This is a genomic window from Burkholderia lata (assembly GCF_902499335.1).
GTDB lineage: Bacteria > Pseudomonadota > Gammaproteobacteria > Burkholderiales > Burkholderiaceae > Burkholderia > Burkholderia lata_B.
In genome coordinates this window covers 909,828-915,885 of the sequence record NZ_CABVQK010000001.1, presented here as the reverse complement: position 1 = coordinate 915,885, position 6,058 = coordinate 909,828, and the positions used below count along the sequence as shown (strand labels likewise).

At 60.1% G+C, this 6,058-nt stretch carries 4 protein-coding genes and 1 pseudogene; all 5 read left to right on the top strand.

All coding sequences use genetic code 11. From position 1 onward, the window contains the following. Window positions 1-78: 78 nt before the first annotated feature. Window positions 79-690 (top strand): annotated as a pseudogene (tssC, locus tag BCO18175_RS04245) (type VI secretion system contractile sheath large subunit); the annotation flags it as partial. Window positions 691-783: 93 nt separating this feature from the next. Next, window positions 784-1,269 (top strand): Hcp family type VI secretion system effector, encoded by a 486-nt coding sequence (locus BCO18175_RS04240; protein WP_174979552.1) that lies wholly within the window; start codon window positions 784-786, stop codon window positions 1,267-1,269. Window positions 1,270-1,356: 87 nt separating this feature from the next. Then, a complete protein-coding gene (gene tssJ / locus BCO18175_RS04235) occupies window positions 1,357-1,863 on the top strand; it encodes a type VI secretion system lipoprotein TssJ (RefSeq protein ID WP_174914198.1) in 507 nt (168 codons plus the stop codon). A 31-nt stretch (window positions 1,864-1,894) separates the two neighbouring features. Further along, window positions 1,895-3,241, top strand: a complete 1,347-nt coding sequence (gene tssK / locus BCO18175_RS04230) for a type VI secretion system baseplate subunit TssK (protein ID WP_174979550.1) — start codon at window positions 1,895-1,897, stop codon at window positions 3,239-3,241. A gap of 161 nt (window positions 3,242-3,402) precedes the next feature. Beyond that, window positions 3,403-6,051, top strand: a complete 2,649-nt coding sequence (locus BCO18175_RS04225; protein ID WP_174979549.1) for a type VI secretion system Vgr family protein — start codon at window positions 3,403-3,405, stop codon at window positions 6,049-6,051. The last annotated feature ends 7 nt before the right edge of the window (window positions 6,052-6,058 follow it).

The following is a 6,058-nucleotide window of genomic DNA, read 5'->3' as shown; positions in this document are numbered from 1 at the left end:
GTTCTCTGCCATTCTGTTCTCCATACAGTCAAAAAGTTATCAAACTTCTTGCTGTACGTGGAATCGAGACAGGGTCAGTACGGCTGGTGCTCGCTGATTCGCGGCGTCGAGTCGGGCGGCACGGTCGAGAATCTGCCGACCCATACGTTCCCGACCGACGATGGCGGAGTCGACATGAAGTGTCCGACCGAAATCGCGATCTCGGACCGGCGCGAGGCCGAGCTGTCGAAGAACGGCTTCATTCCGCTCGTACACCGCAAGAACACCGATCACGCGACCTTCATCGGCGCCCAATCGCTGCAGAAGCCTGCCGAGTATCACGATGCGGACGCGACGGCCAACGCGAACCTGTCCGCGCGCTTGCCGTACCTGTTCGCGTGCTCGCGCTTCGCGCACTACCTGAAGTGCATCGTCCGCGACAAGATCGGCGCGTTCAAGGAGCGCGAGGACATGCAACGGTGGTTGAACGAATGGATCATGCATTACGTCGACGCCGATCCAACCAACTCGTCGCAGGAGACGAAGGCCCGTCGGCCGCTCGCGGCCGCTGAAGTGGTCGTCGAGGAGGTCGAGGGCAACCCCGGCTACTACAACTCGAAATTCTTCCTGCGTCCGCACTTCCAGCTCGAAGGGCTGACTGTCTCGCTGCGGCTCGTGACGAAGCTGCCGTCGATCAAGGAAGCGGCTTAACCATACGGTAGGTCCGGCAGGGGCGGACATCGAACTGCTTCAGTAGATGACGATCAGTCAGTTTTCAATCACTTAACAATAGGAGTACTACGCATGGCACAGGACATTTTCCTGAAGATCGACGGCATCAACGGCGAGTCGCTTGACGACAAGCACAAGGACGAAATCGAGGTTCTGAACTGGGAGTGGGATATCCAGCAGGAATCGACGATGCACGCCGGAAGCGGCGGCGGTGCCGGCAAGGCGACCGTCAAGGATATGACGTTCGATCACAACATCGACCGCGCAAGTCCGAACCTGATGAAGTATGCGCTCACGGGTAAACACATCGACCAGGCGACGCTGGTGATGCGCAAGGCCGGCGGCAACCCGCTCGAATATCTGAAGCTCACGATGAGCGACGTGATCGTCACGCGCGTGAAACCGTCGGGTAGCAAGAACGACGCGGAAAAGAGCCGTGAATCGGTGTCGTTGTCGTTCGCGAAGGTCAAGCAGGAATACGTCGTGCAGAACGCGCAGGGCGGCAGTGGTGGCGCCGTGACCGCGAGCTTCGACATCAAGGGCAACAAGGAGGCGTAATTACGTGGATGCCTCGCAACTGGCGCAGGCGCATCGCCTCCGCCGGTTGTCGGGTGTCTCGTACTGTCAACGAGGGTTCATCGCGGCATGCGTTCGCTACTGACCGTTACCACACTCGCCTGCGCGTTTGCGCTTTCCGCCTGCGCGAGCAGTGGCGAGCCGAAGCCGAAGGAGCCGATTCGGCTCGACATGCGCGTGAACGCGCTGCCCGACGCCAATCCGGACGACCGGGGAAGGGCTGCGCCGATCGTCGTGCGCATCTACGAACTGAAGAGCGACGGTGCCTTCGAGTCAGCCGATTTTTTTACGCTGCAGACCCAGGACAAAACGGTGCTGGCCGACGACGTTGTGAAACGCGACGAACTGCAGTTGCGCCCTGGCGAGCACCAGACGCTCGTACGCCGGCCCGATCCGGCGACGAAGACCATCGGCGTGATCGCGGCTTATCGTGACTTGCCGAACACGGTATGGCGCGCAGTCTACGCAATGCCGGCCGCACCGGACAAGGCGTGGTACCGCCTGTTCACGCCAAAGCTGAAACTGACCATCGATATCGAGGCCAAGGCTGTCAGGATTACGGAAGCCAAGAAATGAAACATGTCGCGCAACAAAACGGACGGCACGCATGAGCTGGTACGCCAAGGTCGCCTGGCAGGAAGGGCTGTTCTTCCGTCCGCAGCTGTTCCAGCAGCAGGACCGCTATTTCGAGAAATACGCGCATCAACGCGCGGTGCCGCTGTCGCCGTTCTTTTTTGGTTTCACGCACTTCGCGCTGGACATCGAGGCGCTCGCGCTTGGCAAGGTCATCGTCAAATCGGCTGCGGGTGTATTCGCTGACGGCACGCCGTTCGATGCACCGGGCAACACGCCGTTGCCGCCGCCGTTGACGATTCGGCAGGAGCATCTCGACCAGGTCATCTACCTGGCCGTGCCCATCCGGTTGCCGAATTGCGAAGAGACCACCTTCGACAACACACCCGATTCGCTCGCACGCTATCAGGTGTTCGACACGGAGCTACGCGACACGAACTCGATCGGTCTTGCGCCCGAATCGGTGCAGCTGTCGAATTTGCGCGTACGCCTGCTGCCGGAAAAGGAGCTTGGCGATGCCTGGATCGGTCTCGCACTCACGTGCGTTAAGACGATCCGCGCGGACGGAAGCATCGTGCTCGACGACACGCTCGTGCCGCCGGTATCCGGTTACGGCGCGAGCGACCTACTGACGAGCTGGGTCACAAAGATTCATGATCTCGCGCGCCTGCGCGCGAATGCGCTTGCGCAGCGGCTCGCCGGCACCGACGAGACGACCGCAAGTGCGGCGACAGTTACCGATTACCTGCTGCTGCAGATTCTGAACCGCTACGAGCCGCTGCTGCAGCATCTGCTGCGCGTGCCGGCGACGTCGCCGGCCGACGTGTACGCGCTGCTGATCGGCATGGCGGGCGAATTGTCGACGCATCTGCGAACCGACACGCGCCGGCCGCTCGAGACGCACCCGCCATATCAGCATACGACGCCGCACGTGTGCTTGAAACCGGTCGTCGACGACACGCACCGGCTGCTCAACGCCGTGTTGGTGCGCAGCGCACAGAGCATCGTGCTCGAGGATCGTGGTCACGGCATGCGCAACGCGGTGGTCGATCCGGTTGATATGCAGGGTTTCGCGTCTCTGGTACTGGCCGTTCACGCGGCAATGCCGGCCGATGTGTTGAAACAGCAGTTTCTTGCGCAGGCGAAGGCGGGGCCGTCGGAGAAGTTGCCGAGCCTCGTGCGTAGCCACCTGCCGGGCATCGGCCTGGAGGCGCTGCCGGTGCCGCCGCGGCAGATTCCATTCAACGCGGGCTACATCTATTACGAATTGACCCAGGGCGGGCCGCTTTGGGAGGAGGTCGTGCGTCACGGCGGCGTCGCGCTGCACGTCGCAGGTGAGTTCCCGTTGCTCAAGCTGGAGTTGTGGGGCGTGAGAGGGTAGTCGGTAGCGAGAAGCAACCGATGTCCATGGAGACGTCGGGGATCTAGATCAATCGCGAGGTATCTGCAATCGGGTGCAAGAGTCGGAACAGGTTTTGGCACGCAATGGATTTTCATGGCGCTGTCATGGCATCAATCGGTAAAGCTTGAGAAGGGGAGTCCATGTACGTACCAACGCAGTCCCGTGTCTTAACGATCTCGGGCGCCGCGCTTCCTGGCGTGGCAGGTCAGTCCATCCTTCTGCCGGTAAGGCTGCATGGTGAAGAAGCGCTCGGAAATCTGTACGAATTTACGCTGGAGCTCAAGACATTGAGCTTGCCGACGTTGCCTGTCTATGAGGCGCGCGACCGTATCAAGCCAGACGAACTGGTTGGAACCGAACTGACCATCGCGATTGAATTTGATGGCAAGGGGACTTTCATCCCCGGCGTGCCGGGCGGTGCAGGGTTGGGGAACGAGGGCGCTGGCAAGCGCGAGATTGTCGGCTTGATCACCGAATTGACTTTTACCGGTGAGGACGATCGGTGCGCATATTACGAGATGAGTGTGCGGCCGTGGTTGTGGCTCACGACGCTCAACCGTGAGAACCGCATCTTTCAGAACAAAAACGTTGTCGAGATCACAGGGGCGGTTCTCGGTTCGAGCCTTTATCCGTTCAAATATGAATTGCGGCTTGGTGCGATTGGCTTGAAAGGTGTCTATCCCACACGCGACTACGTGCGGCAGGTATGGGAATCGGACTTCGAATTCCTGACTCGGTTGTGGTGTGAATGGGGCATCTATTACTTCATGGATGGCTCGACGTTGGTCTTGTGCGACTCGCCTGGGTCGCATAAGCCGCACGGGAACATGTATGACACGATTCTCTATCATGCACGCGCTGGTACACGAGTCGACGAGGAGCACGTCCATCGCCTGAGTGTGTCGCGTGTGCTCACGGCCGGAGCGGTTAGTCTGATCGATTACGATCCGACGCAATCTCGGGCAATACTATCGAATGCAGTCGATCGGTACAGCGATGTTTCATTCAGCAACGCCGAACATTATGGCTGGGGCGACTACTCTCAGCCGTTAGCCGGCACGATGGGCTTGTCCGGGACACCGAATAATCAAGCGCTGGAGGCGCAGTATCTGGCAGGTGTGCGTGTCGATGCCGAGCGTTGCAGGAGCCTGCGCGCGAAGGGGCGCGGCAATCTGCGTGGAATGGCGACGGGGCACACGCTTTGCCTCGAAGGACATCCACAGACGCGTACCAATGCCGAATATCTGGTGGTCGCGGCGACAATCGATATTCGTAACAACGACGAAACCACCGGTGGGGAACCGTACCACTGCGCAACGGATTTCGTGTTGCAGCCAGCCCGCGCATTCTTCCGGAACAGCCTGAAGCGAAAGCCGCACTGCGGGCCGGAAACCGCTGTGGTGGTCGGTCCAGAGAACCAGCCCATGTGGATCGATGGTTACGCACGCGTAAAAATCCAGTTCATCTGGGACCGACTCGGCGAGCGTAACGAGAACTCGAGTTGCTGGGTGCGGGTGTCGTCGCCATGGCAGGGCAGCGGATTCGGCTTCGTGGCGCTGCCTCGCATCGGTCAGGAAGTGACGGTGAGCTATCACGAAGGCGATGTCGACAAGCCGTATGTGTCTGATCGTCAGGTCAACCAGTTCAATCAGCCGCCGTGGGAGTTGCCGAAGAACCAGGCATTAATGGGCTGGCGCAGCATGAGCCTGACGGGCAGGCAGTCTAACCAGGTGGTGGTTGATGACACACCTGGAAAACTCCAGGTTCAGGTTGCGAGCGATTACGCGCAGTCGAGATTGGTCCTCGGGTACAACACCCGCATCGAAGGGGACACGGGGCGACAGCAGGAGCGTGGCGTCGGGTTCGAAATGGCGACAGAAGCGCACGGAGTGGTGCGGGCAAACCGGGGGATGCTAGTGACGACCGAGGCGCGGGAAGGGGCAAGCGCGCCGGCGAAAGATATGGGGGAGACCGTAGCTCGCTTGACCCAGGCGAGTGAACTGCATGAGGAATTGGCGCAACTGGCGCAGCGGCATAACGCTCAGGAAGCAGGGGTGAGCCAGCGTGACGCGACGCAGGCTATCAAGATGCAGACCGAAGCGATAAAAGGCGGTGTTGTTGACCCGAGTGAGGACCCGTTTCCGGAAATGAGCCGCCCCGACATCGTGCTGGCGAGCGCGTCGGGTATCGGCATGAGCGCCGCCCAAGGTGTGCATATTGCAAGCCAAGGAGACCATGCAGTGACGGCGGGCCGGGACGTGAGTGTGTCATCTGGCAGATCTTTGATTGGCTCGATCAAGGGAGCGATTTCGTTGTTCGCTGCGAAGCTTGGTATCCGGCTGGTTGCGGCGCAGGGAAAGGTCGAGATTCAGGCGCAAGACGACGTGATGGCGCTCGCCGCGCTCAAGGACCTGACGGTCACCAGCCTTGACGGGAAGATCGTGCTGAACGCGTCCAAGGAGATTTGGATTGGAGTGGGTGGCTCGTTCATTCGCATTACCGCGGACGGTATCGTGAACGGAACCACCGGACAGATCCAGGAGAAGTGCGCGAAGTGGAGCAAAGCGGGCGCGGATTCGGTGCGTATCCCGTTTTCAGACAGCTTCGGGAAGATCTACGAAGGATTTTTCAAGCTGCATTGGGAAGGCTCCGATCAGATTGCGCGGTATCAGCCGTATCGCATCACGCGTGCCGATGGCAGTCGGTTCGAGGGCGTGACCAATGCCGAAGGCGAAACCGCGCTGCATCTGGCCGAATACAGCGAAACCTTGAAAATCGAAATTCTGTGACTCAGCC

Bases quoted from the DNA above. Each gene is read 5' to 3' on its own strand.
- BCO18175_RS04225 (WP_174979549.1), top strand. From the start codon at position 3,403: ATGTACGTACCAACGCAGTCCCGTGTCTTAACGATCTCGGGCGCCGCG.
- tssJ (WP_174914198.1), top strand. From the start codon at position 1,357: ATGCGTTCGCTACTGACCGTTACCACACTCGCCTGCGCGTTTGCGCTT.
- BCO18175_RS04240 (WP_174979552.1), top strand. From the start codon at position 784: ATGGCACAGGACATTTTCCTGAAGATCGACGGCATCAACGGCGAGTCG.
- tssK (WP_174979550.1), top strand. From the start codon at position 1,895: ATGAGCTGGTACGCCAAGGTCGCCTGGCAGGAAGGGCTGTTCTTCCGT.